Consider the following 22,063-nt stretch of genomic DNA (forward strand, 5'->3'; position numbering starts at 1 on the left):
GGGCAACATGATTCGGCAGTGGATTCGCCGCTGACCAACGTTGCCGGCGCGCCCGCCGTCCAGGGATTATTGCCATGGTCTTCTTCAAGCGTGAGCTGAGCCCCGTCGAGATCTTCGAGCGTGCGCTGAAGGACAAGCAGGCCGCGCGGCAGCGGCTGACGGACCGTCTCCGGGTGGCCGAGGCGGCACTGGACGAGAAGCGCGTCGCAGCGGAGCGGCTCGCCAAGGCCGGCGCCAGCAACGGGCAGCTCGATCGTGCCGAATCGAAGATGCAGGCCGTCGAGCAGAAGGCCAAGGCGCTGCGCGCATCCGTCGCCGAGTGCGACGAGCAGATCATCCTGGCGGAGCGCGCCTTCGCCGACGCGGTGGCGCAGCGCGACCGCGACCGCGCCGCCAACGACATCGAGGCCGTCGCCACCGCCATCGAGCAGGCGGTTCCTCGCTTCGAAATCGGTGCGGCGGCGCTCGTCGATGCGGTCACGCGCGGCCGCGCGGCGCTCAGCGAGGCCAGTCGTTTCGCATCCGATGTCGACGACATCCGCCGCGAGGTGCTCTCCGCCGCGGAGCTGATCTGCTGGGAGCTGCGCGCGGCCGCAAGCCGCACGCGGGCCGGCAACATCAATGTGGCCCTGCTGGCGCCGCCCGAGACGCGGCAACTGCCGGCGCCCGAGACCGACCGTCAGATGATCTATACGCTGAGCCCCCTGACTTGGCGCGAGGGCGAGGAGGTGAAGCGCGTCGCCGCGTTCACCATGACCGCGCTGCCCAAGGCCCTGCTGCCGCTGGCGCTGGCGCATCAGCACGTCGACTATCTTAACGCGCGCCGGGTCCAGACGCTGATGCACGTCCATGGCGGCGGACAGCAGCAGAGCGAGCCGATGCCCGACGATCCGGCGCTGGTCGATCTCGATGCGCTGGGTGCGCAGGCCGAGGAAAGCCCGCAGGCTGATGTCGCCTGAGCGCGTCCACGCGCGCAGGCGCGCCGGAGCGCGGCTGAGGCTTGTTGGATCGGCCGTGCTGCTGCTGATTGTCATCAGCGGTGCACGGGCGGAAAATCTCGATGCCGGCAAATCCGGTGCGCGGCTGTTTGCGGACAGCTGCGCCACCTGTCATCGCTCGGCACGTGGGCTCGCCAAGGGGCGCTTTCGCCTGACGCTCTATCTGTTCCTGCAGAAGCACTACACCAGCAGCGACGACGCCGCGTCGGCCTTGAGCACCTATCTGCAGTCGGTCGATGCCCCGGCAGCCGCACCGGCCCGCCGTCCCCCTTCGCGGCGCCCGGCCCATCGTGGTGAGACACGACCGCCGCGGCCGCCGCTGCCGGTGCGGGGACGTTAGCGAGCGCGCTGCACGTCGCGCTCCGCCTCTCTCGTCACGTGAGGTGAACGGGCCGCGGCGATCGAATTTGAGCTGCTCAGGTGCAGCCGCTCGGCCCGCAGTTTTCCGGTGTGTGCTCGTCCGGGTGTGGCCGATATCCTCGACCTGGGCTATGCTCGTCGGCCAAGGTGCTCGACGCCCCCGGGAGGCCGATCTCGCGCGTGTCCGTGCGAAGCTGGCCGTCCCGAGCCGGATCATCGTGACGTCTCAATCGTGCCACGAGCCGCGTTATCGTGATTGTGTTTTCGGGCGTTATGTCTTTTGACGTTGTGTTTAGGCTGTCTGAGGCGGGGCAGCGGCGATGATGACCTTACCGGAGCTCGCGGCAGCGGCGTTGGAGCGTTTCCTCAGCTCCTATATGCGACGCCGTTTCGGATCGTCTCATACCCAGTTGACGGAGATGCTTCCGGCAGCTGCGCGCATTGCGCTGGAATGCATCGGCAACAGCGATGCGCTGTATCACAACGTCGAGCACACCTTGCTGGTGACGTTGGCCGGCCACGAGATCCTGCGCGGCCGTGCGCTGCACAGCCACATGACGGCAGACGACTACGTCCACGTCATCCTGGCCTGCCTGCTTCACGACATCGGCTATGTCCGCGGCTTGTTCAGGGAAGACGATGTCAATGGCTTCGTCGTCGATCGCGGCGGCCGCAAGATCTGCCTGCCGCGCGGCTCCTCCGATGCCAGCCTGATGCCGTATCACGTCGACCGCTCGAAGCTGTACGTGATCAACCGCATCGAAGGCATGGCGCCGCTGGACAAGGACCGCATCGCCCGCGCCATCGAGGGCACGCGCTTTCCGCCGCTCGCCGGCCAGCAGTTCGACGAGGAGCAGTCGATCGTGCGCGCCGCCGACCTGATCGGCCAGCTCGGCGACCCCAACTACATCCGCAAGGCCAACGCGCTGTATCACGAGTTCGAGGAGGTCGGCATCAACCGGCAGCTCGGCTATGAGTCACCGGCCGACATCGTCAATCGTTATCCGCAGTTTTATTGGAACAGCGTCGCCCCGCACATCCAGACCGAGATCCGCTATCTCAACATGACATCGACGGGGCGCCAGTGGATCGCCAACCTCTATGCCAACGTGTTCCGCGCCGAACGCGACATCTCGCTGTCGGGCCCGCAGAGTTGACTGGCTGGAGTCAACGCCGGCCGCCGACCTCGTCGATGTGGTCGAGCAGGTCGGCCGGGTCCTCGTAGACGCGGATGGCGCCGGACTGGCGCAATTCCTCCGAGCCATAGCCGCCGCTCAACAGGCCGACGCCGAGCGCCCGGCAGCGGGTTGCGGCAAGCATGTCCCAGATGCTGTCGCCGATCACGACCGCGCGCTCGATCGGCGCGTCGAGGCGGGCGGCGGCGGCGAGAAACAGGTCGGGATCAGGCTTGGCGTAGCGGACCTCGTCGCGGGTCACGACGGCGCTGGTCTTGGGATCGACGCCGAGCGCGGCGAGATTGACGGCCGCCGTTTCCATTCTGCCGCTGGTCGCGATCGCCCAGGGGATGCCGGCATCGGTCAGGAAACCCAGCAGCTCGCGGGCGCCGGGCAGGGGCCGGACCTGGCCTCCGAGCTTCTGATAGGCCGCCGCATGCGCTTTCCGCAGCCGCTCGATCCGCTCGGGCTCGATGGCAAAACCTGTCTCGCGCAGCAACTGATTGGTGAACAGGCCGCCGCTCATGCCGATTTTGCGGTGGATGCGCCAGACCGAGAGCTCGATGTTCTCGGCATCCAGCGCCGTCTTCCAGGCGAGCACGTGCTGATAGACGCTGTCGACCAGCGTGCCGTCGAGGTCGAACAGGAAGGCGGTTTCGATGCGCATGGCTCGCTCCGGGCTGGATGTCTGCTGCGTAGCAGCTCAAGGCCAAGCGGCAGCGGCCATCCGGGTTCCTGCCCGCCGCAGGGCTGTGCCGGTGCCCGCTATGGCGGTGCGCTGGTCGACGACCGGCGCGTCATTCGGCCATTGCCGGCAACGCGCCGCGAGGTCTTTCCGCCAGCCTCGCGGCCGCTCCGGGGTCAGCCCTTGGGACGGATGAAGCCGGCCAGCGTCTTCTTCTGCTCCTCGCACCAGTTCGTCATGCCGAGGCGGCGCTGATCCATGTCGATGGCCTGCGTGGCGACGGCGACCTCCGCCATCAGCTCGTCGTCCTGCTTCTCGCCCATCTTGCCGCCGGTGTGCATATAGGCGATCGCCTTGCGCACTTTCTCGGTCGTGCCGTCAGGCATCTTCATGTCCTGCGCCTTCTGGACCAGATCCTGATAGACGACATCGACGCCGGGACATTCGACCTTGGTGGCGAACGCCTCCAGTACCATGGTCGTATACATGTGGCGTGGCTCGGCGCTGCCCGGTGTCAGGGCCGCCAGCAATGCCGCAATGGTCAATGCCGCAAGGGTTGACGTGTAAAGCAGACCGTTTCGCATTCTCTGGCTACCTCCCGCTTGTTTTCGGCGAGGCTAGCCTGTGGGCGAAGCGCGGGCAACAACGAGCGCAGTGCAGCACGCGCGAATTGATCGAAGGGGTCGCCGGCTACTTGTTCAGCCGCCGCTCCTGCTCCTTGAGCAGAACGTCGAGCTCCTCGCTCTGCTGCGCGAGGCGGTCGGCGTTGCGCTCCTCGTCCGCGGCACCCGACTGCGAGGCGGCCTGCTCGGTGATCTGGCGGATGTTGTCGCGCAGGATCGCGATGCGGTCTGCGAGGTCGGAGGCGGACAGGACGGTCGGATCGGTCAGGCTCATGAACCCCTCGGGGATGCGCATTGTCAGGCGCAGTTCCTTAGCTCGGAAAGCCGCGTCGCCACAAGTGGATCGACGACATCGATCACCGCTGCGCCGATCGGCGCGGACCAGCGCGGGCGCCTGTGCGGATCCTTCAGCGCACCGGCATTGGCGGGCGCACCACGGGCTGATCCGGATCGACCGGCGCCGACGGCAGCGGCATCGGGGCGGGCGGCGGAGGGGCCATGCTGGTTGCGGCCGGCGGCGGCATGCGCGGCCGGTGCGGTGCTGCCGCACCAGGCTGTGCCGGGGTCACGGCCGCCGTTGCAGGGCGCGCGGCCGGGCGCGGCGGCCGGATCGTCTGCTCGATGGCGCGCGGATCGAACGACCGTGCTTCCGCGGTCCGCTCGCTCGGCCGCTCGGTGGGCCTGTCGCTGGACTTGGCCTCGGCGACCCGCGCCATGTCGCGGACCATCTGCTCCTGCCCGGCCTTCAACTGTGCGAGGCTCGTCTTCAGCTCGCCGATCTGCTGGCTCAAGGCAGCGAGGTCGTGGGCCATCGATTGCAGCAACTGCGCCTGCTCCTGCGAGGTCGCGCCAACCGCGCTCGTTGCGTGCTCCTGCGCCTCGGCCGGCGCTTCTGCGGCCGCCTGCTGGGGCGCGGTCGCGGCTGGCTGTGCCGCGGCATCCTTGTCGGCGTTCGAAGCCAGCGAGATCCGCGGCATCCAATGCGCGATCATCTCCTGGGCCTGGTCTCCATAGCTCTGCCAGGCGGCTGCGGCGACGGCGCTGCCGACCGCGAACAGCACCGCCAGAATGGTGCGCACGGCCCAGGTGGCGAACGTGCTGCGCTCTCCGGTGACCGCGAAGTCGCTGGTCGCCTGCGTCCTGTAGTCAGGGTCGATCTTCGGCGAGGGCACGTCCGGTGGCCGTTGCGAGCTGCGCCTGTCCGCTTCGGCGGCAGTGCGATCGGCGCGGGCCGCCAGCACGATCTCGGGATCGATCACGGCATGAGGCTGCTGATCGCCGTCCTTGGTCGTCGTTGCAAGCATTGACGCTCCGTCCTCCGTTGTCGTCCGCCTCGCAGGCGGCGCTCGGCTCTGTTCCGATGCGTCGTCCTACCAACGCCTCGTGCACCCACGCTTCGCGTACTCACGCTGCATCGTACTGACGCTTCGTGACACCAACGTCGGATGACGACTGCGCCACGAAACGCTCGGCCTCTCCGGCCGCATCAGCACAGAACCTGGATACCGGTTGTCCCTCGTGCCCACGCATCTGCATGTTCACGGTGATCCATCTTGGCCAGAGCCGCATACTCGGGAACGTCCCATCATCGTTCCGTCGCGCCGACGCTCTGCTGATTCCCATTCTCATCGACACTTGGTCATATCCGCCCCAACCAAGGCGAAGACATGGCGGTTGCGCGACCCATGCGACCTCCACCTCTGGCCGCAGGCGGAGCATACCCCGAATGCACCGCGAAGGCTATGCCGACAGCGTTTCGCCGTGCCGGCGAGATCCTGGCCATTGTTACCGACCGGTGCCGCGAAATGAAGCGTCGATCGGCCCGTCAACGCTTGAGAATGTCGCCCGTGGGCACTCGGATCTCGCAGCAGAGGCCGCTCGGCTCGAAGCGCCGGACAACGCGGGCACCGACCTCGTACGGCAGCATCTGTTCCAGCAGCACGGTTCCAAAACCCTGGCGCTGCGCACCCAGCGGACGGCCGGACATGCCGGTCTCGGTCCAGTCGATGACCAGCCAGTCGGCCGCGTCGCGCTCATCGAGCCGCCATTCGATCCTGATGAAGCCCCGCGGCACTGTGAGCGCGCCGTATTTCAGCGCATTGGTCGCGAGCTCGTGCATGGCAAGCCCGATGCTCTCGGCCGCCTTCGGCTTCAGTCGCACCTGGGGGCCCGACAGCGAGAATTGCCTGTCCTCGCGCGCGGCACCGGCGCGCAGCTCATCGGCGATCAGTTCGGCCAGATCGAAACCGGCGAGGGGATCGCGCGTGACGACCGCCTGGATGCGCGACAGCGCAGTGATGCGGCCTTCGAGGTGACTGGCGAAATCCTCGACACTGTCGCTCGAGTCGCCCGTGCGGCGGATGATCGAGCGGATCACGGCGAGCATGTTGCGGACGCGGTGCTGCAGCTCGGCGAGCAGCAGCTTCTGGTGCTCCGAGGCCGAGACCAGCGCCGTGATGTCTTGGGTGATGCCGCCGATGCGCTGCACCCGTCCCAGCTCGTCGACCATGGGAAAACTACGGATGCGCAGCCAGCGCGTGACGTCGTCCGGCTGGCTGACGATACGGACATCCAGGCTGTCGCGCTGGCCACGCCGGGCGCGCTCGAGGCTCTCGATGGCGCGGGGCCGGTCCTCCGGCAGCATGAGCTCGGTCCACGATGCCAGATGGTCGCCGCGGAGCACAGCGCTGCGCGGGACGCCATAGATCGTCTCGAATGCGGGGCTGAGATATTCCCAGCGCAGGGTCTCGGCATCGCGGATCCACACGACGTCGGAGGATGCTTCGCCGAACTGGCGGAAGCGCGCCTCGCTGTCGCGCAGCGCGGCCTCGGTGCGCTTGCGGTCGTCGATGTTCATCGCGAGCCCGACCAGGGTGCCGTCGCCGAGGTCACGGCCGGCGAACATCATCCAGGCGCGTTCCCCGTCCTTGCGAAAATACTGCTTCTCATAGGGACCGATCCGGCCCGTCTGCCGCAGCAGCTCGATCTGGTCGCTCGATGTGCGCATCCATTCCGGGGGTGTCAGGCTCTTCCAGGTCAGCTCGCCGCTGTCGATGTCCTGGCGCGAATAGCCTGTCATCGCCAAGAAGGCCTCGTTGGCGTCGATCAGGGTGCCGGCTGCATGATCGAAGAACAGCACGCCGACCGAATCGATCTCGAGGAGGCGGCGCAGCCGATGATCGCCGGCATCGCCGCCGTTCGAATGCGGCTGCCGTGCGGACGGCCCTGCCTCCGGCAGCTCGCTGCACCCGAGGCAGACGGCAAGCTCGGGATCGGTCTGTGCGAGGGCAAGCACGTCCGAATCGATCGCAAGCAGGTGTACATCGGCCCAGAAATGGGCTGTGCGCAGATAGGCGAGGAAGGCCGCCAGCAGATCGAACCTGGTGTTGCCGAAGGCATGTCGGATTGCGCGCCGCGAGCGGTCGGAATCAGCACGCTGCATGAACAGCACCGACGCGGCCTCGAACAGGTCCGCCTCACCATCGCTGCCCGGCTCCGGGATGTCGAGCGGGGGCTGGACGAGTTCAAGCCGGTCGAGCGCCGCCGCGGCGCGCGCGGGATCCGCGAGCGGCCGCGCGAGCAGGTGACGCGCCCGATCGATCGTCTCCGGGCGAGACGTCGAGTCACCCGCGGGCTTGCCCAATCCGACCAGAAATCCGAAATGCCGGGTCAGACAATAAGGCGAGCGGTTGAGGCGCGACAGATGGACGGCGAGCCGCTCCTTGAAAAGGGCCGGAAGCGGGGTGTCGAGATAGGCGCATTTGGCGAACTGCCAGAGCTGTCGGGTCGCCTCAGGCGCTGACGGCGCCGACCTGAACAGGTTGGGCATCAGCCCGAGGCGCTGCACGATCTCCTGCTCGAAGGGTCCGTCCACCATGCGCTGTTCGACCATCGCCGTTTCCCCGGCAGAGTGCCGACACGGTCAGCATAGCGCAAGCGCCAGCGCTCCGAACCTCTCACTCATTCGCGTCGAGCTGACGGCCTTCGCGGTCCAAATGCAAGTAATTCGCGTTGAACAGGCCGGCGCTCATCAGGCGCTCGAGGTCCGGAAGTACCAGCATCTTGCCCTTGAGCACGATCAGGTTGCTGGCGCGCAGTTCCTGCAGCGTGCGGTTGACGTGGACCTTCGACAGGCCTGTCGCCTCGGCGAGATCTGCCTGGGTGAGAGGGAAGCTGCAACTGCTGTCGTCGGCCAGGCCCGCCAGGCGCAGCCGGAAGAACAGTTCGCACAACAGGTGAGCCATGCGTTCGGACGCGGTGCGTTGCCCGAGATTCATGGTCCATTCGCGCTGGATTGCGGCGTTGACCAGCGTCTCCCACCAGAACGCCGTCGCAATGCGCGGATAGCCGGCGCTGATCTCGTCGAAGAACTCGCGCGGCAGGTCGGCGATCGACACCGGCGTGATGGTGCCGATCGAATGGTCCATCTCGCGCAGGATGAAGATGTTGAGATCGCAGATATCGCCAGGCAGGAAGAACGAGACGATCTGGCGGCGGCCGTCCTCGAGCTGCTTGTAGCGGCAGGCCCAGCCGTTCAGGATCAGATGCACGTCCTTGGGCTTCTCGCCTTCGCGCGCGATGTCGGTGCGTGGCGCGAAGGTCCTTACCCGTTGAGCCGCCGCGCGGTTGAGCATCAGGCGGTCGGCCGCAGAGAGGCGGACGAAATTCTCGAGCTTGCGGACCAGATGACTCAAAGAGTGGTTCCCCCGAGTTGGTTTATTGGGGTTCCATTCGGTGCGACTTCAATAACTTATGTTAGCATGATACCGCGTTGACCGCTGATCTTTCTGCACCTGCGCGCGGAACCAAAGTGCGGCCCGCGGCCGGGGACTGCTGCGGCATCTTGGCGATGCTCCTGCCCTCAGCGATGCTCGGAGCTGGTCGACATCGCGCGAGTCCGACCAGTCCTTCGCGCCCCTGTCGTGGAACTCTCATGAAATCTGATGCGGCATCACCGTCGAAGCCCGTGAAATTACGGGACCCGATGCGTGATCGCGACGATCTGGCGCTCGGCGAAACCTGTGTAGTTAAGGCCCCCTTAGTTCCGGCTTCTGGGTTGATCAAAACAAGCAACTGGAAATGCATCAATGCGAGCCGGTCAGCTCTTTGCGGCATCGATGCTCTCGGTCACGGCGCTTGCCTGTGTTCTCGGGGGCCGAGGTGCTGGTATCTCACTATCGCGCCTACGCGAGCAGAACCGAAGCGATCAAGTCCGTCGACAAGGCCGGGCAGCAGGCCGACGCCGCCTTCGCCAAAGCGAAAGCGGCCGTTGAGACGCTCTCCGACAGCCAAGCCATCTTCGACGGACTGAGCGCTGCCAAGGCAAAGCTCACCGACGTGCGCGCGATGGTCGACCGCGCCGCAAGGCCGGATCGAGGTCGATCGCGTACGGATCGAGTCGAGCATCGATCAACTCGGCAATCCTCCGTCCGCGCCGCCTGACGACGGGACTGCACGGCACAGCATCCGAACATCATGAGGGCCAGCTCGGACCGGCGCTCATATCGTTCGCTCGCTTGCCCTTGTCGAGGTTCTGCGCCATTTCGAGATGATGCTGCAGGGCCGGCAGGGTTTTGCCGGCCCATTCCTTCAGCGCCGGATTGTCGCCGCCCTTCGCATAGCGCTCGAACAGCGACACCGCGTCCTTGTGGGCGCTGACCTGCATGTCGTCGAAATCCGAGCTGAAGTCCTTGCCGCTCGCGGCCTTCAGCTTGTCGAGCTTGCTCTGATGCGCGCTGTCGAGAGCGGCGGGCAGTTGGACCTTGACCTTGCCGCTCTCGACCATGCTCTTCAGCTCGGTCGACGTCTTGGTGTGATCCTTGACCATCTGCGCGGCGAAGCTCTTCTCCTGCGCGTTGCCCTTCTGCTCGGCGAGCTGGTTCGACTGTAGTTCGAACATGTCGCTGATGGCGACCTGCTTGACGAAGTCCTCCGTGCCCGGCGCAATGCCGAGCGCCGAATTCACCCCGGTCTTTTCGCCGACTGATTGGGCGAGGGCAGGGCCGGCCAGAATCAGGAAGCCGAGCGTGATGAGCGTGCGTCGCGCGGATCGTTCCTCTCGTTGGTTGCAGACCTAAACCGAGAGATGTGCACGATGTTCCGACGAGCTGGCGCGCGCTGCGCGGCCTGCCCGGTGAGAAGACGCCGCGAGCAGCCGGCGTAGCCGCAGAGCGTCGGCGGGTGCCGCACTCTTCTGGTCGTTGTCGAAATAGACGTAGACGTCGATGCCGTGCGACGCCCAGGCGCGCATGCGCTTGGCCCAGGCCTCGAGTGTCGCGTCCGGATAGTTGTCCTTGTAGCGGCCGCCCGGACCATGGCCGCGCACATAGACGAAATCGGCGGTGCGCCTCCACGGCGCCGGCGCGTCGTGATGGTCCGACAGGCAGAGCGAGATGTTCGCATCCCTCAGCAGGCGCATGATGGCCGGTGTGTACCAGCTCGGGTGACGGAATTCGAAGCTGTAGCGCCGGTGCGTCGGCAGCAGCGGCAGAAACGACTCGAGCCGTTCTGGATTCGCTTCGAATTGCGGCGGCAGTTGGAACAGCACGGGGCCGGCCTTGTCGCCGAGCAGCGACAGCCGGCTCTCCATCAGCGCGATGCTGTTGACCGAGCGCGCAGACAGGCGCTTCCAATGCGTGATGAACTTGGAGGCCTTCCATGCGAAAACGAAATCGGGCCCGGTCTGATCGCGCCAGCCGCGGACGGCAGCTTCCGTCGGTGTCCTGTAGAACACGCCATTCAGCTCGGTGGTCTCGAACTGGCTGGCGTAGTAGGGCAGCCGATGTCTGATCAGCAGTCCGGGCGGAAAGAACGCGCCGCGCCAGGACTCGTAGTGCCATCCCGATGTGCCTATCACGACCCGGGCCATCATCGTCCTCTCGCCGAGACAAGACCTCGAAAGCAAAGCGTCGTGATGGCGTTCGGGTTCCTTTCAAAGCCGCGGCAGACGATACGGCGCGTGGTCTAGCGCGCCGCGGCGTGCAGCACCGGCGCGCTCAACAGCTCGTTGATATGCGCCGCCGTCTCCGCCTGCATCGCCTTCTTCAGCATGATGTCGCGTTCGGGGCCTGCGGGAAGACGTGCTGCCGCCTCGCGGGCAGCGGTTGCAGCCTGCTGCAGCCGCTGGCGGAACGACACTGTCTGCTTACGCCGGTTCCGGGTGACGCTCATGGCGAACTCCTGTTGCTTCGAGCAGAAGTCTGCGAGCCTGTCGGCCTGGTGTCGCTAACACACGTTAGCGTGCAGTTCACTATCCCTGGAGGTTCTGTTGGAACAAGACGACAGTGTCGTGGTGCTGATTAGTTGTTCGATCGATCGGGTTCATTGCCCGGAACGCTGAGATGCACCTCGTGGCCTTGCTTGATGGCAAGCGTCGCAGCCGATGCAGCGGATTCGAACGCAGCCTCTTTGGTCGCGTAGTCGCCATGGGCGTTGCCGTCATGCAGCACGCTCCAATGATCGCCGACTGCAACGATGGCGTATTGAGCCAGTCCCATATCGTCCTCCATTCTTCGCGTCATTCGGCTGAAGGCCGTCAGCCGCCGGATGCCGTGACGCGCCAGACCGTATTGCCGACATCGTCGGCAATCAGCAGGGCGCCGGTCTTGTCGACGGCGAGACCGACCGGCCGGCCGCGCGCCTCGTTCCGATCATTGAGGAAGCCGGTCACGACGTCCTGGGCTTCCCCGTTCGGCTTGCCGCCATCGAAGGGGATGTAGACCACCTTGTAGCCGTTCAACGGCGTGCGGTTCCAGCTGCCGTGCTCGCCGACGAACGCGCCGCCGCGATAGGCCTGCGGCAGTGCGCTGGCGGTGTAGAACGTCATGCCGAGCGGCGCGACATGCGAGCTGAGCGCGTAGTCCGGGACGATGGCCTTTTCGACCAGGTCCGGCCGTTGCGGCTGCACGCGGGGATCGACATGCTGGCCGTAATAGCTGTATGGCCAGCCATAGAAGCCGCCGTCCTTCACCGAGGTCATGTAGTCGGGCACGAGGTCCGGACCGATCTCGTCACGCTCGTTCACGACCGCCCACAGCGCGCCGCTCTGCGGCTCGAAGCTCAATCCGTTCGGATTGCGCAGGCCGCTCGCGAATACCCGCCAGCGTCCCGTGGTGCGATCCACCTCGAGAATGGCGGCACGGTTCTTCTCGGCCTCGATGCCGTTCTCGGTGATGTTGCTGTTGGAGCCGACGCCCACATAGAGCAACCGGCCGTCGGGGCTCGCCACCAGGCTCTTGGTCCAGTGATGATCGATCGGGCCGCCCGGCAGCGCGGCAAGCGTCGTGCCCGCGTCCTTCATCTGGGTTTCGCCCGGCGTGTAGGGATATCGAACGATGGCGTCGGTGTTGGCGATGTAGAGATCGTTGCCGACCAGAGCGATCCCGAACGGCGAATTGAGATGGTCGATGAACACGCTCTGCTGTTCGGGAATGCCATCGCCATCGGCGTCGTGCAACAATGTGACGCGGTTGCTCGTTCCGGTGTTGCCGCCCGACGTGGCCCAGGATTCGACGAGGGTCATCACGATGTCCTTCGGCCGTTTCGCCGGCGGCGGGGGCGGCGCTTTCGATTCCACCACCAGCACGTCGCCGTCCGGCAGCGTGTAGAGCGAGCGCGGATGCTGCAGGCCGGTCGCGAGCGCCTCGATCTTCAGGCCCGGCGCGACTTTGGGAGTCTCGCCCTGTTTCCAGCCGACCACCGTGGCGACGTTCATCGGCGGCAACAGGTATTGCGTCAATGCGGGGAGCTTGACCTTGGCGCCGATCTCGGCGTTCGGATCGCCGCCTTCGTTGCACGCGGTGAGAGCAAGCGCGGATATTCCGAGCAGGAGGGCTGTGAGCAGAGGCGCGAGGCGGGAGGAGCCGGACGGCGTCATCGTGCGACTCCCACCCTGTGACGATACACGAGCGACCAACCGAGCCAGCCGGTGACGGGCAGGATCAGCACCGTGGCGAGCGACAGGATGAGGCCGGTCGGCACGACCGAGGTCCAGGCATCGCGTGAATGGACCAAGTTGTTGAAGAAGGCCAGCACCAGGGCGATGAGGTTGCCGGCCATGTGCGGCCAGGCCGGTGCCTGCGACCGGATCAGCCGATTGCCAAGGAAGTCGATGAGCCCGGCGATGCCGGCCAGCACGCCCATGATCAGTCCGACCAGCAGCAGCCAGGCGGAGATATCCGCCCACATGATTTCAGCGGTCCGCCAATAGGCGATGTCGGTGACGAACGCTCCGATGAAGCAGACGATAGGGAACGGCACCAGCATCGGGTGGATCGGATGCCGCGCGATCTGCGCCGTTGGCTCCAGGGATGGTCGGGTGGTTTCGGCGGTCGCCACGGCGGTCTCCTCGATTGGACCTGTTGCAGCGTGGAGAACCGTCGGCCTCAACAGGTGTTCCGATGACACCGACGGATTTGGCGTGGCGCTCACGCAACGTCACGCGACGGCCGCCGCCGCCCGGTCGCCCGTGCCGGCGTGTCGGTCAGCGGCTCCTGTTCAGCGGCCCGGTGCCGCGCGCGCTGTCGCCGGCCACGTCGTTGCGCGGCGCCGTCGGCGCGGGTGCGGGCGGCTGGCTCTGGCTGGGCGCCGTGCCAGTTGTCTGCCGGCTCTTCGTTTGGACCCCGGGGCGACCGTTCGCTTCCGATGCCGCCGAACCGCGGGGCAGCCGGCCCCTTCTCAGCCCGCCGCCTTGGGTCTACCCGGCCGGCCGATAGCCTGTTAAGCAACGGCGCAGGACGGGGCGGTCCCCGCGGATACGAGATTGAGAGGAAGCGGCAATGATTCAGACGGTCGGCATCATCGGAGCAGGCACCATGGGCAACGGCATCGCGCAGGTGTGCGCCGCCGCGGGCGTTCCGGTCGTCATGGTCGACATCTCGGAGCAGGCCGTGGCGCGCGGGCTGGCGACGGTGGGCTCCAGCCTCGATCGCCTGGTCAAGAAGGAGAAGATGACGACCGCCGACAAGGACAGGGCGTTGTCGCTCATCACCGGCACCGCCGACAAGGCGAAGCTGTCGAACTGCGACCTGGTCATCGAGGCCGCCACGGAGAACGAGGAGTTGAAGCTCAAGATCCTCAAGGACCTCTCTGCCGGTCTGAAACCCGAGGCGCTGATCGCGACCAACACCTCCTCGATCTCGATCACCAAGCTGGCCACCGCCACCGACCGGCCCGACCGCTTTATCGGCATGCACTTCTTCAATCCGGTGCCGATGATGGCGCTGCTCGAACTGATCCGCGGCCTGCAGACCTCGGATGCGACCCATGCGGCCGCCGCCGATTTCGCCAAGCGGATCGGCAAGGTCGCGATCACCGCGAAGAACAGCCCGGGCTTTGCCGTAAACCGCATCCTGTGCCCGATGATCAACGAGGCGATCTTCGCGTATTCGGAAGGCATTGCGACCGCGGCCGACATCGACGAGGGCATGAAGCTCGGCTGCAATCACCCCATCGGTCCGCTGGCGCTGGCCGATCTGATCGGTCTCGACACGATGCTGTCGGTGATGGAGGTGTTCTACAACGGCTTCAACGATCCGAAGTATCGGCCGGCGCCGTTGCTGAAGGAGATGGTGGCCGCAGGCCAGCTCGGCCGCAAGACCGGCAAGGGCTTCTACGACTACAGCAAGTAGCTGCGGCAGATTGCTTCGGCGGCGGGTGACGCCTGCACCCGCCGTGCATCAGGCGATGAAGGATTTCGTTTCGGGGACATTGGTCGGGGACATTGGGAATGCGGCGATGCCGCGAGCAGAGCCGCAGATAGCTACCACGCTCGCGCTGAAGCGATCCAGATGGACGGAACAGCGCCGGGCGGGCAAGGGGCCATGCCTCGCTGATGCAGCCCACTAAGCCGCGACCCGGCGTGCCGTTCGTGATTTGCCGCTATGCGATGGTCCGAAGCGAGTCCCGTCGCACTCAGCGGATCTGGTACGGAGGTGGAGTCATAGAACCTCCCTGCAATCAGATGGGTTGTTGTCGTTCGGACATCGCGGCGTCGTCAGGAACGGCCACCGAGATTGGACGACGCGGTTATCGTCCTCCCGGCTGCCTGTGCTGTCAAGGCGCATCCTGACGCATTGATGAATTCGGCGTTACGGGGCGTCGATACTGCGAGTGCAGGAAAACTTTGATCACGCGCTGGTCTGATGACAAATCCGTGCAAATCACTACATGAGGGTGGCCGAGCCGTGTCGGTCGAAGAAGGTTCGCGATTGCGCCCGGTCGAGCGCGCGTCGTCCGCAGCGGCGGAGACGATCAGCATGTTGTATGTAGGCGTAGTGCTTGGGGGCGACAAACGGGCTGCACGGCGCATTTGATTGTGGCGCGTTAGACGGCCCAAAGTCGTCAGCGACGAAGCTGAAGGTTCCGGGAACCAAAGAATTCGTGGTGTTTTGTTTGCCGCGAGAAGCAAGGCAGGAGAACAGCGATGAGAGCAGTTGGCATTACTCTGGCGACGGTCGCCCTGTTTGCGGGGACTTGGCCCGCTCTGGCAGCGGAGCAAGACACGGCGGGCATGGTCACGGGGATCAACCGTCTCAACGGCACGATCGCGATCAAGCGCGTTCCCAACGGGACCGTCGGCGCCAACACGGCCGGAGCGGCCCAGGAGTTCAAGATCAAGGACAATGCCATGATCGAGAACATCCACGCGGGCGATCGCGTGACGTTCTCGACGTCCGACGCCGCCACACCGACGATCGTCAAGCTCGACCGGCAGAAATAGCCGACATAGCCGGATCGAGGGCGCGATGAGGCAGAGGCAGTGCGGTGCTCTCCGCGGTTGGGGCGTATGGCGTCTCGGGCTCTGGGCGATGATGGTCGTCGGGGCCTGCACTATTGCGAATGCGGCCCCGACCGACCTGTACCAGGCGCAGACGGTCGTGACCGGTCAGGGCGAGGACAATCGCCGGGCGGCATTTGCAGCATGTCTGGAAGACGTGCTGATCAAGGTGTCCGGTGCATTTCAGCTCAGGAACGACGCAAGGCTCGCGCCACTCGAGGCGCGGGCAGCGGAGTTCGTCACCGGCTTCGATTATCACGATCAGATGTCGGGCAAGCCGAAGCACGACGAGCAGGGCACGCGCGACCGTCCATATGACTTGACTGTGTCATTCGATCGCGCGCGGATCGATCAGTTGCTTGCGAGCTTGAACATCAAGCCGTGGCCGGCGCCGCGCCCGTCGATTGCCGTGATCGTGGCGATGACGTCGGGCGGTCGTACTTTCTTCGTTGCATCCGACGACCGGAGGTCCGATCTGCAGCGCGACGCGCTGCGCGCAGCGGCCGTCAAGCGTGGACTCGAGATCGCTCTGCCAAGCGCCTCCGAGGTCTCGAAGGCCGCTATTGAGCGGACCAAGTTGAACGATGTCCAGCCCGCGGCGGTTGCGTCGTGGTTTCCCGGCGCTGATGTCATGCTCTTTGGAGATCTCACCTGGGACGATGCCGAACTGGGCTGGGTCACGCAATGGCGCCTCGATCGCGCTGGCAAGCAAGATCGGTGGCAATTCCGTGGCGTGACGTTCGACGAGGCATTTCGCCGTGCTCTCGGTGGAGCAGCGCAACTCCTCTCCGACAACGGAGCGCCGTGAGGTTGCCGCGATAGTCTGCAACCATCCCCGTGGACCGGATGCCTGAGCCGCGCATGCGGGGCGCGAGAGTCTCGCGCCCGAGCTCGCTCGGGCAAACAGACAGGAGGGCGCCCGTGGTGAAACTCAGACCGTGTCTTGTTGCTGCGCTGTTGATTGTCACGCCCGCCTCGCTGGCGGTGGCCGCGCCGGGCCTGGTGCGCACCGCGGCCACCATGCGCGCAGGACCCGGCCCCGGTTTTCCCGTCGTCGAGCGCATTCCAGTCGGCGCCAGGATCACCATCCATGGCTGCATTCAAGGCGGCGCATGGTGCGATGTCAGCTTCGGAGGCGAACGCGGCTGGGTCGCGGCGCGGACGCTCGCCTATCTGTATCGTGAGCAGTACGTCTACCTGCCCGAATATGTCGAGTACGTGCCGACTGTCGGCTTCACGCTGACCACCTATTGGAGCAGCTTCTATTTCGGACGGCCTTGGTATCATCGGCACGCGTTCTGGAACCGCTACTGGCATCGCCATCCGCCGGTCATGGCGCAGAATCCGCCTCAGCCTGGCATGACCCCGGGGATGCCGGGTCGTGGTCCCGGCGGGATGATCCAGCCTGGCGCCGGAGCGGGCGCGGTCGCCGGCACGGGCCAACGATCCGGACCGCCTTCGGGCATGCAAGGTCGTGTGCCGCCTGCGACTGCCGCCGGCCCCGGCGCACCTCCGGTCGTGGCTGGTGCTCCCGCTCGAGCTGCAACGCCACCCATGGTGCAGCCATTGATGAGCCGAAGCAGCGGTGCGCCGCAGAGCGCCCGCGCGCAGATGGGCGGCATGCGCATGATCGGGACTTCGCCGCAAATCGGTTTGGCGCATATCGGGGGCGGCCCCGCCATGGGCGCTGCGCGTGTCGGCGTCAGCGGCCCTCGCGGCGGCGGCGGGCGTTCCGGCCCGGACGGTGGTTTCCGCCGGCACTGAGTCTTCAGCGCTGCCCTGGTGTCCGGATTGTGAAGGTGGCGTGCCGGCCGGCGCTGGCGACGGCGGGCGCGATGACTACATGGCTGTCATTCCTCGGTGCCTCCATTGTTCTCGCCCATCGTGAAAAAGCCCGTGCTCGCTTTCCTCCTGCTCATCTTCGTGCCCATCTCGCTGTCGGCCGCGAACTATCTGCGCGGCGATCGTCGCGGCAGCTGGCAGACTGCGGACCGTTCGAGCGCGGGCCTGCTGCCATCGCCGGCGCAGCATGCCGACGCGATGGTGCGCGTATTCGCTGCGCGCACGGTGCGTTGGCGCGGCATCTTCGCGGTCCACACCTGGATCGTCGTGAAGGAGAAGGGCGGCCCGCGCTACACCCGCTACGACTACACCGCGTGGGGTGAGCCGATCCGGGTCGATGGCTTCGCGCCCGACGGTCGTTGGTTCGGTGCATTGCCGGAGACAGTGCTGGCCGTCGACGGCGATGAAGCCGAGCGGGTGATCCCGAGGATCCGCAGCGTGATCGAGAACTACCGCTTCCGCGCCCATGGCGACTACAACGCCTGGCCGGGGCCGAATTCGAACACCTTCGTGCAGGCGGCGCTGAACGCGGTTCCTGAGCTGAACGCCGTGCTGCCGCCGACTGCAATCGGCAAGGACTTCCCCTTTGACGGCTGGTGGGGGCGCACGGCCTCCGGGACCGGTCTGTTCGTATCGCTCGGCGGCTATCTCGGTGTCACCGTCGGGTGGATCGAGGGCGTCGAGCTGAACTTCTTCGGGGGAGTTCTCGGCGTCGATCTGCGCCGGCCGGCGCTGAAATTTCCCGGGATCGGCCGCCTCGGCATGCCAGCGGCCTGAGGCCCGCGATCTGCCTGTCAGGCACTGGCTGGCATGCTGCTTGCTGCGACCCTCTTCAGCGCGCCTGTGATGTCGCGGATGCGCCAAGAACGCCGGGCGAGGCGAGAAGAGGCGGATGATGAGCACGCTGTTTGCGATCTGCGCGACCTATGAGGTGGACGATGGCGCGGCGCGGGGCTTCGTTCTCCAGCGCCGCGAGCCCGACGGCAGCGCCAAGCCTTGGCCGATCCTGGTCACGCGCAAGGGCAACAATTTCTATGGCTTCGAGAATGCCTGCCCGCATCAGGGCGCCCGCCTCGACAAGCATCCGGGCGAGTTCATGGACGAGGAAGGCAATTTCCTCGTTTGTGGCGAGCATGGTGCGCAGTTCGACCTCGATACCGGACAATGCTTCATCGGGCCCTGCCAGGGCCGGACGTTGTCCCCGGTCGAGCTCGTGATCGACGACGGTGACATCTGCCTCTCCGGGATCGATCTGGACGAGGAGGATGGCCTCGACATCGACGATCCCGAGGATGACGTGCCCGAGGTGCAGATCACGTCGGACTGAGGCCGAGGGCCGGCGGCCGCGGCCGGGTCAGCGCTTCTTCCGTTCGGCGCGGCTGTAGTTGCTGAGGTGCCCCTCCCGTGCTGCCTGGCTGCGCGCGGCCTTGATCAGGCCGGGGCTGCGCGCTGGCGGCGCCGGCAGCGAGGGTAGGCGGGTCAGCTTGCGACTGCCGCAGGTCGGACAGACTGGCCTTTCAGAAATCCCGATCAGCAACTCGACATCCTCTGCGCAGGCTGCGCAATGGAAGCTGTAGAACGGCATGACGTCATCCCCTCATTGTCGCTGAGGGGCATTGCACGAAGCGGGCCAGCGCCATTGCGCATCGAATTCGCCGATTCAGGGCGCGTTTGCACGCTAACGGCAGCGTTTTTTGCTGCGCATGTCCCGAATGCGACGCGGCTGGGGTCGAACATTCGACAGCAGTGCAGAGCTCTTCCGCCCGGCCGGCAGGCCCCGGATATCCGGGCGCCAGCCGGACGTGCAAAGCGGATCAGGCGTTGGTCTTCGGCACGTACTTGCCGGCGACACACTTGTAACCCTGCAGATGCCACTCGTGATAGGGACCCTTGGACATCCAGTCTGCGATTCCGATCTGCGCGCTGACGGCGCAGGATGTCATCGTGATGCCGGACATCTCGCTGTTGGTGACGACCTTCTCCATGCAGAGCTGGCCGTTGCATAGCATTGCGACGAGAGTGACGAGCACGTTGATTCTGCCTCCAAAGAGTGGGACCCGGTCAGGATCGGGAAAGCAGAGTTCATGCCAAGTTATGAATCCACGCCGTGCTGCTACGGAACGGATTGCTACGGGTGTCACTTCATGGCGACAGAAGCGTGACGGATTCACTGCTTGGATCACGCAGCGTTCGGCAACCGGCCTGCGTTTGCTGCTCGATCAATTGGCGATTTGCCCGTGTTGTGCTGTTCGGCCTGAGTGCCGGGCCTGAGCCGGACCTGTTGCGTCAAATAACAGGCAGCGCCTGCGCAGTCCTGCGGCGCCCGCGGACATTGTTTTCGGTCTTCGGGCGGAATATCGCCGTTCATCGGGTGAATCAGAGTTCGATTCGCAAGGGTGTCTGCACGAACCGCCGATTCCCCGCATGATATTTGGCCGGATGCCGGACTTTCCGGTGGCGCTGATACCGACGCCCCGATGCCCGGTGCTGCGAGCCTCCGGTCCGTCAGGCCTCGTTCAATCCGGCACCTCGATCGGTCAGGATCTTCTGCCCCTTCGCCGTCAGCTCGTAGATGTCGCCGTCCTTGGCGACATAACCTTCGCGGATCAGTCCATCGAGTTCGTCCTGCCGGTCGGGCGAGAAGGCGATCGCCTGGCCGATATCCGAAAGCGTCGCGATCTGGTCGTCCGTCAGCATGGCCATCCTCCCGTTGTTGATCCGAACGCCATGGCGTCGCGAATGTTCCGGGAGCACTAGGCTCTACGCCTTGCGCACGAACTCCGACTTCAGGTTCATCTGGCCGATGCCGTCGATCTTGCAGGCGATGTTGTGGCCGTCGCTCGCCTCCTGCAGGCGGATGTTGCGCACCTTGGTGCCGCCCTTCACCACCGACGACGATCCCTTCACTTTCAGGTCCTTGATGACGATGACGCTGTCACCGTCGGCCAGAACGTTGCCGTTGGCGTCGCGGATGCTGGCGTCGTCGCCGGCCGATGCCGCAACGGCGGCGTCGCCGCTCCATTCATGGCCGCATTCGGGACAGACCCATAGCGCGCCGTCCTGATAGGCGTGCTCGGAGCGGCATTGCGGGCAGGTCATTGCGTCGGTCATCTCATCCTCGGGCGCGGGCAGAAGCGTAGCGCAGCGTTAGAGGCTCGGATGGAACCGGGCAAGGAAAATCCCGGGGGAGGGCAGCGCGCGGCGCAGATGGGCTGCGCGCCGCCATCGTCGGTCGGCAGCGTCACGCCGCCTTGCGCTCGGGGGTTTTGCTGGCCGGCCCGGTCTCGGCCGCTTCCATCGCCCGGAGATAGGTGTCGAGCAGCGTCTCGTGCTCGTCGCGCTCGTCCTGGTCCTGCTTCCTGAGCTTGATGATCTCCTTCAGGATCTTGACGTCGAAGCCTTCGCCCTTGGCCTCGGCGAACACTTCCTTCTTCTGCTCGTTCAGCTCCGCCAATTCGCCATCGAGGTGCTCGATCCGCTCGATGAAGGACCGGATGCGCGCGCCGGGAATGCCGATCTCTGACATGGTGACTCCTGTACTAATGGGACGGAGAAAATGCGCGGCAGTTCGTTGCCAATGTCTTAACGGGCGCGCTTTGCCCACATCAGTGAATCCGACGTGCTTAACGCGGAACCGGGCGGGCTGCGATGTTGCCGAGCGGGCGCCATGCGCTAGCTCTGCTCCGCCGTCGAGAGCTTCTGAAACTGCTTCTTCATCGCATTGACGCGGCCGAGATAACCGGCGACCGAATGGTCGCCGCAGCGCTCGCCATCCGCCGGCTTGAAGCCACGGCGCACGAACCCGGCCGCCGGCCCGGCGCCGCACAGATGAATGACGGCCGCGAGATCCTGCCGCTGCTGCGCGCTCGGCTTGGCACCAGGCTGCCGCGTGAGCACGGCGGAGACCTGGCGGTCGAGCGAGATCACCGTGAGCGCCACCGCATGCGCCGGCCATGCGCGGACGTACAGGCTCGGCGACCCACAGCCGTCGCTGACCACCTCGTGATCCCGGATGCAGAACCGTGCGGCGTCGGCAAAGGCGCCGTCGGTCATCTGGAACAAGCCGACGGCGCTGGACGCCGGCTGATACAGCGCGAACGGATTCCATGCGAAGCGCCAGCGCCAATAGGTGCGCGCCACCGGATTGCCCGAGCTCTCGGTCTGCGCCAGGGCGGCGAGCAGCTCCGGCGTGATCGATCGTGTCGAGCTCTCACGGAACAGCGCGCCATATTGGCGCCAAGTCTCCTCCGGCTCCTTGTCGAGCGAATGACCCGTCACCACGAACAGCTCGGTCGGCTTGCGCAGCACGTGATAGGCCAGATTGACCAGCGCGAAGGTCACGAGCAGCACGAAGGCGCCGCAGGCGATCTTGATCCACCGCGGCGCCGCGCCCGCCGTCCGGCCCAGCCACTGCGCACCGCGCCCCGCGATTCGCTTCGCATCGCGCAGCAGCGCGCGCCAGCGGCTGCCGCGTTGCGGCTTGCGCATTTTTTGTTGGTGTGGGGCAGGGGATTTCGGCAACTGATTACCTCGGCCGCCGGTGTGCCGGTCCATGGTTAAGGAAGAATTTGCGCAATCGCGTCATCCTGCCACTTTCTGGTGTG

At 65.7% G+C, this 22,063-nt stretch carries 28 protein-coding genes; 10 read left to right on the forward strand and 18 right to left on the reverse strand.

What is annotated here, in order from left to right:
* The first annotated feature begins 74 nt into the window (after nt 1-74).
* The 3 genes from QX073_RS05225 to QX073_RS05235 all read left to right on the forward strand — a co-directional run bounded on the left by QX073_RS05225 (nt 75) and on the right by QX073_RS05235 (nt 2,515).
* Nucleotides 75-959 carry a hypothetical protein gene (locus QX073_RS05225; protein ID WP_316170433.1) on the forward strand — a complete coding sequence of 295 codons (885 nt, stop codon included), beginning with the start codon at nt 75-77 and terminating at the stop codon, nt 957-959.
* Nucleotides 949-1,338, forward strand: coding sequence for a cytochrome C (locus QX073_RS05230; RefSeq protein WP_315751740.1), 390 nt, complete (start codon nt 949-951; stop codon nt 1,336-1,338). Before QX073_RS05225 ends, QX073_RS05230 begins: the two co-directional genes overlap by 11 nt.
* A gap of 340 nt (nt 1,339-1,678) precedes the next feature.
* Nucleotides 1,679-2,515 (forward strand): HD domain-containing protein, encoded by an 837-nt coding sequence (locus tag QX073_RS05235; protein ID WP_315712295.1) that lies wholly within the window; start codon nt 1,679-1,681, stop codon nt 2,513-2,515.
* A gap of 10 nt (nt 2,516-2,525) precedes the next feature.
* Here QX073_RS05235 and QX073_RS05240 read toward each other — a convergent pair whose 3' ends face one another.
* The 6 genes from QX073_RS05240 to QX073_RS05265 form a co-directional block, all read right to left on the reverse strand.
* Nucleotides 2,526-3,200 carry an HAD family hydrolase gene (locus tag QX073_RS05240; protein ID WP_315712294.1) on the reverse strand — a complete coding sequence of 225 codons (675 nt, stop codon included), beginning with the start codon at nt 3,198-3,200 and terminating at the stop codon, nt 2,526-2,528.
* Between the two features lie 194 nt (nt 3,201-3,394).
* On the reverse strand, nt 3,395-3,802 hold the full coding sequence (locus tag QX073_RS05245) for a hypothetical protein (protein WP_315826828.1): 408 nt from the start codon (nt 3,800-3,802) through the stop codon (nt 3,395-3,397).
* A gap of 106 nt (nt 3,803-3,908) precedes the next feature.
* Nucleotides 3,909-4,115 carry a hypothetical protein gene (locus tag QX073_RS05250; protein WP_315712292.1) on the reverse strand — a complete coding sequence of 69 codons (207 nt, stop codon included), beginning with the start codon at nt 4,113-4,115 and terminating at the stop codon, nt 3,909-3,911.
* A gap of 133 nt (nt 4,116-4,248) precedes the next feature.
* Nucleotides 4,249-5,145 (reverse strand): hypothetical protein, encoded by an 897-nt coding sequence (locus QX073_RS05255; RefSeq protein WP_316164727.1) that lies wholly within the window; start codon nt 5,143-5,145, stop codon nt 4,249-4,251.
* Between the two features lie 521 nt (nt 5,146-5,666).
* The gene (locus QX073_RS05260) at nt 5,667-7,733 is read right to left on the reverse strand and encodes a PAS domain S-box protein (protein ID WP_315712289.1); all 2,067 of its coding nucleotides are present in this window, start codon (nt 7,731-7,733) and stop codon (nt 5,667-5,669) included.
* A gap of 64 nt (nt 7,734-7,797) precedes the next feature.
* The gene (locus QX073_RS05265) at nt 7,798-8,535 is read right to left on the reverse strand and encodes a Crp/Fnr family transcriptional regulator (RefSeq protein WP_315712288.1); all 738 of its coding nucleotides are present in this window, start codon (nt 8,533-8,535) and stop codon (nt 7,798-7,800) included.
* A gap of 442 nt (nt 8,536-8,977) precedes the next feature.
* Here QX073_RS05265 and QX073_RS05270 point away from each other — a divergent pair, with 442 nt between their 5' ends.
* Complete coding sequence (locus tag QX073_RS05270; RefSeq protein ID WP_316225416.1) at nt 8,978-9,283, forward strand: hypothetical protein; 306 nt, start codon at nt 8,978-8,980, stop codon at nt 9,281-9,283.
* A gap of 31 nt (nt 9,284-9,314) precedes the next feature.
* Here QX073_RS05270 and QX073_RS05275 read toward each other — a convergent pair whose 3' ends face one another.
* From QX073_RS05275 to QX073_RS05300, 6 genes are all read right to left on the reverse strand, one after another.
* On the reverse strand, nt 9,315-9,872 hold the full coding sequence (locus tag QX073_RS05275) for a DUF4142 domain-containing protein (protein WP_316225590.1): 558 nt from the start codon (nt 9,870-9,872) through the stop codon (nt 9,315-9,317).
* 42 nt (nt 9,873-9,914) lie between these two features.
* Nucleotides 9,915-10,709 (reverse strand): DUF72 domain-containing protein, encoded by a 795-nt coding sequence (locus QX073_RS05280; RefSeq protein ID WP_316225591.1) that lies wholly within the window; start codon nt 10,707-10,709, stop codon nt 9,915-9,917.
* A 95-nt stretch (nt 10,710-10,804) separates the two neighbouring features.
* On the reverse strand, nt 10,805-11,011 hold the full coding sequence (locus QX073_RS05285; RefSeq protein ID WP_316225417.1) for a hypothetical protein: 207 nt from the start codon (nt 11,009-11,011) through the stop codon (nt 10,805-10,807).
* A gap of 128 nt (nt 11,012-11,139) precedes the next feature.
* A complete protein-coding gene (locus QX073_RS05290) occupies nt 11,140-11,337 on the reverse strand; it encodes a hypothetical protein (RefSeq protein WP_315751736.1) in 198 nt (65 codons plus the stop codon).
* Between the two features lie 38 nt (nt 11,338-11,375).
* The gene (locus tag QX073_RS05295) at nt 11,376-12,716 is read right to left on the reverse strand and encodes a sorbosone dehydrogenase family protein (protein ID WP_316225418.1); all 1,341 of its coding nucleotides are present in this window, start codon (nt 12,714-12,716) and stop codon (nt 11,376-11,378) included.
* Nucleotides 12,713-13,177: a DUF2231 domain-containing protein gene (locus tag QX073_RS05300; RefSeq protein ID WP_316225419.1), complete on the reverse strand. Its 465-nt coding sequence runs from the start codon at nt 13,175-13,177 to the stop codon at nt 12,713-12,715. Before QX073_RS05300 ends, QX073_RS05295 begins: the two co-directional genes overlap by 4 nt.
* A gap of 440 nt (nt 13,178-13,617) precedes the next feature.
* Between QX073_RS05300 and QX073_RS05305 the strand changes: the two genes are divergently transcribed.
* The 6 genes from QX073_RS05305 to QX073_RS05330 all read left to right on the forward strand — a co-directional run bounded on the left by QX073_RS05305 (nt 13,618) and on the right by QX073_RS05330 (nt 18,786).
* Nucleotides 13,618-14,469, forward strand: a complete 852-nt coding sequence (locus QX073_RS05305; RefSeq protein WP_315751733.1) for a 3-hydroxybutyryl-CoA dehydrogenase — start codon at nt 13,618-13,620, stop codon at nt 14,467-14,469.
* 794 nt (nt 14,470-15,263) lie between these two features.
* Nucleotides 15,264-15,560 (forward strand): copper-binding protein, encoded by a 297-nt coding sequence (locus tag QX073_RS05310; protein WP_315712278.1) that lies wholly within the window; start codon nt 15,264-15,266, stop codon nt 15,558-15,560.
* An 88-nt stretch (nt 15,561-15,648) separates the two neighbouring features.
* A complete protein-coding gene (locus QX073_RS05315) occupies nt 15,649-16,425 on the forward strand; it encodes a DUF2066 domain-containing protein (protein ID WP_315712277.1) in 777 nt (258 codons plus the stop codon).
* Between the two features lie 113 nt (nt 16,426-16,538).
* Complete coding sequence (locus tag QX073_RS05320) at nt 16,539-17,381, forward strand: SH3 domain-containing protein (RefSeq protein WP_316225420.1); 843 nt, start codon at nt 16,539-16,541, stop codon at nt 17,379-17,381.
* 132 nt (nt 17,382-17,513) lie between these two features.
* Nucleotides 17,514-18,236 (forward strand): DUF3750 domain-containing protein, encoded by a 723-nt coding sequence (locus QX073_RS05325; protein WP_316164733.1) that lies wholly within the window; start codon nt 17,514-17,516, stop codon nt 18,234-18,236.
* A gap of 115 nt (nt 18,237-18,351) precedes the next feature.
* Nucleotides 18,352-18,786: a Rieske (2Fe-2S) protein gene (locus QX073_RS05330; protein ID WP_315712272.1), complete on the forward strand. Its 435-nt coding sequence runs from the start codon at nt 18,352-18,354 to the stop codon at nt 18,784-18,786.
* A 27-nt stretch (nt 18,787-18,813) separates the two neighbouring features.
* Here the strand turns inward: QX073_RS05330 and QX073_RS05335 are convergent, their stop codons facing one another.
* The 6 genes from QX073_RS05335 to QX073_RS05360 all read right to left on the reverse strand — a co-directional run bounded on the left by QX073_RS05335 (nt 18,814) and on the right by QX073_RS05360 (nt 21,947).
* Nucleotides 18,814-19,044 carry a zinc ribbon domain-containing protein gene (locus tag QX073_RS05335; protein ID WP_315712270.1) on the reverse strand — a complete coding sequence of 77 codons (231 nt, stop codon included), beginning with the start codon at nt 19,042-19,044 and terminating at the stop codon, nt 18,814-18,816.
* Between the two features lie 229 nt (nt 19,045-19,273).
* Complete coding sequence (locus QX073_RS05340; protein ID WP_315712268.1) at nt 19,274-19,489, reverse strand: hypothetical protein; 216 nt, start codon at nt 19,487-19,489, stop codon at nt 19,274-19,276.
* A 475-nt stretch (nt 19,490-19,964) separates the two neighbouring features.
* Nucleotides 19,965-20,156, reverse strand: a complete 192-nt coding sequence (locus tag QX073_RS05345; protein WP_315712266.1) for a hypothetical protein — start codon at nt 20,154-20,156, stop codon at nt 19,965-19,967.
* A 63-nt stretch (nt 20,157-20,219) separates the two neighbouring features.
* Complete coding sequence (locus QX073_RS05350) at nt 20,220-20,570, reverse strand: zinc ribbon domain-containing protein YjdM (protein ID WP_315751729.1); 351 nt, start codon at nt 20,568-20,570, stop codon at nt 20,220-20,222.
* A 130-nt stretch (nt 20,571-20,700) separates the two neighbouring features.
* Nucleotides 20,701-20,985, reverse strand: coding sequence for a DUF2312 domain-containing protein (locus tag QX073_RS05355; RefSeq protein WP_315712263.1), 285 nt, complete (start codon nt 20,983-20,985; stop codon nt 20,701-20,703).
* Nucleotides 20,986-21,131: 146 nt separating this feature from the next.
* Nucleotides 21,132-21,947, reverse strand: coding sequence for a transglycosylase SLT domain-containing protein (locus QX073_RS05360; RefSeq protein ID WP_316225421.1), 816 nt, complete (start codon nt 21,945-21,947; stop codon nt 21,132-21,134).
* Between the last annotated feature and the right edge of the window lie 116 nt (nt 21,948-22,063).

Source organism: Bradyrhizobium sp. SZCCHNS3052 (genome assembly GCF_032484495.1).
GTDB lineage: Bacteria > Pseudomonadota > Alphaproteobacteria > Rhizobiales > Xanthobacteraceae > Bradyrhizobium.

What these genes read in the sequence shown, in the direction of transcription:
- QX073_RS05235 (WP_315712295.1), top strand. Translation starts at nt 1,679, where the DNA reads ATGATGACCTTACCGGAGCTCGCGGCAGCGGCGTTGGAGCGTTTCCTC.
- QX073_RS05240 (WP_315712294.1), bottom strand. Translation starts at nt 3,200, where the DNA reads ATGCGCATCGAAACCGCCTTCCTGTTCGACCTCGACGGCACGCTGGTC.
- QX073_RS05305 (WP_315751733.1), top strand. Translation starts at nt 13,618, where the DNA reads ATGATTCAGACGGTCGGCATCATCGGAGCAGGCACCATGGGCAACGGC.
- QX073_RS05230 (WP_315751740.1), top strand. Translation starts at nt 949, where the DNA reads ATGTCGCCTGAGCGCGTCCACGCGCGCAGGCGCGCCGGAGCGCGGCTG.
- QX073_RS05315 (WP_315712277.1), top strand. Translation starts at nt 15,649, where the DNA reads ATGATGGTCGTCGGGGCCTGCACTATTGCGAATGCGGCCCCGACCGAC.
- QX073_RS05255 (WP_316164727.1), bottom strand. Translation starts at nt 5,145, where the DNA reads ATGCTTGCAACGACGACCAAGGACGGCGATCAGCAGCCTCATGCCGTG.
- QX073_RS05260 (WP_315712289.1), bottom strand. Translation starts at nt 7,733, where the DNA reads ATGGTCGAACAGCGCATGGTGGACGGACCCTTCGAGCAGGAGATCGTG.
- QX073_RS05310 (WP_315712278.1), top strand. Translation starts at nt 15,264, where the DNA reads ATGAGAGCAGTTGGCATTACTCTGGCGACGGTCGCCCTGTTTGCGGGG.
- QX073_RS05335 (WP_315712270.1), bottom strand. Translation starts at nt 19,044, where the DNA reads ATGCCGTTCTACAGCTTCCATTGCGCAGCCTGCGCAGAGGATGTCGAG.
- QX073_RS05290 (WP_315751736.1), bottom strand. Translation starts at nt 11,337, where the DNA reads ATGGGACTGGCTCAATACGCCATCGTTGCAGTCGGCGATCATTGGAGC.
- QX073_RS05330 (WP_315712272.1), top strand. Translation starts at nt 18,352, where the DNA reads ATGATGAGCACGCTGTTTGCGATCTGCGCGACCTATGAGGTGGACGAT.
- QX073_RS05225 (WP_316170433.1), top strand. Translation starts at nt 75, where the DNA reads ATGGTCTTCTTCAAGCGTGAGCTGAGCCCCGTCGAGATCTTCGAGCGT.
- QX073_RS05345 (WP_315712266.1), bottom strand. Translation starts at nt 20,156, where the DNA reads ATGCTGACGGACGACCAGATCGCGACGCTTTCGGATATCGGCCAGGCG.
- QX073_RS05285 (WP_316225417.1), bottom strand. Translation starts at nt 11,011, where the DNA reads ATGAGCGTCACCCGGAACCGGCGTAAGCAGACAGTGTCGTTCCGCCAG.
- QX073_RS05295 (WP_316225418.1), bottom strand. Translation starts at nt 12,716, where the DNA reads ATGACGCCGTCCGGCTCCTCCCGCCTCGCGCCTCTGCTCACAGCCCTC.
- QX073_RS05280 (WP_316225591.1), bottom strand. Translation starts at nt 10,709, where the DNA reads ATGGCCCGGGTCGTGATAGGCACATCGGGATGGCACTACGAGTCCTGG.
- QX073_RS05360 (WP_316225421.1), bottom strand. Translation starts at nt 21,947, where the DNA reads ATGCGCAAGCCGCAACGCGGCAGCCGCTGGCGCGCGCTGCTGCGCGAT.
- QX073_RS05350 (WP_315751729.1), bottom strand. Translation starts at nt 20,570, where the DNA reads ATGACCGACGCAATGACCTGCCCGCAATGCCGCTCCGAGCACGCCTAT.
- QX073_RS05250 (WP_315712292.1), bottom strand. Translation starts at nt 4,115, where the DNA reads ATGAGCCTGACCGATCCGACCGTCCTGTCCGCCTCCGACCTCGCAGAC.
- QX073_RS05355 (WP_315712263.1), bottom strand. Translation starts at nt 20,985, where the DNA reads ATGTCAGAGATCGGCATTCCCGGCGCGCGCATCCGGTCCTTCATCGAG.
- QX073_RS05245 (WP_315826828.1), bottom strand. Translation starts at nt 3,802, where the DNA reads ATGCGAAACGGTCTGCTTTACACGTCAACCCTTGCGGCATTGACCATT.